Here is a 620-nt window from a genome sequence, read left to right on the forward strand (position 1 = left end):
ACGAAGCAGTTGCAAGAAAGCTGTTGAAACAAGGGAAGGCGGCGATTTACAGGCGATTTCCATTTACCATCATCTTGAAAAAATCAGTAGACGAATCAGAAATTAAAGCAACATATCGGCTAAAAATCGACTATGGAAGCAGGCATACAGGATTAGCGATTTTGCGAGGACAAGAAGTGGTATGGTTAGGGCAACTTGACCATCGCACAGACATCAAGGAAAGAATAGATAAAAGGCGTGCTTTTCGTCGAGCAAGACGAAATCGAAAAACAAGATACAGAAAACCACGCTTTCTGAACCGCAAGCGAAAGGAGGGGTGGTTGCCGTCATCACTAGAGAGTCGTGTGCAAAATATCCAAACATGGGTTAACCGCCTAAAGAAGTTATGCCCCATTGGGTATATATCATACGAAAATGCCAAATTCGACACGCAACTCATGCGAAATCCTGAAATCAATGGTGTAGAGTATCAACAAGGCACGCTACAAGGATATGAAGTACGGGAGTATTTGCTTGAAAAGTTTGGGCGGAAGTGTTGTTATTGCGGAAAAGAAAATGTTCCACTTGAAGTGGAGCATATCATTCCAAAATCGAGAGGTGGAACAGACCGAGTGGATAAC

The 620-nt window shown here is 42.9% G+C and carries 1 protein-coding gene; it reads left to right on the forward strand.

Annotated elements, in window-relative coordinates; translation table 11 throughout:
* Positions 1 to 620, forward strand: a 620-nt coding sequence (gene iscB, locus ABEV15_RS08530) for an RNA-guided endonuclease IscB (protein ID WP_498852953.1), incomplete at both ends; no start/stop codon positions are given.

It is taken from the genome of Bhargavaea massiliensis, from assembly GCF_050480245.1.
Classification (GTDB): Bacteria; Bacillota; Bacilli; order Bacillales; family Anoxybacillaceae; genus Anoxybacillus.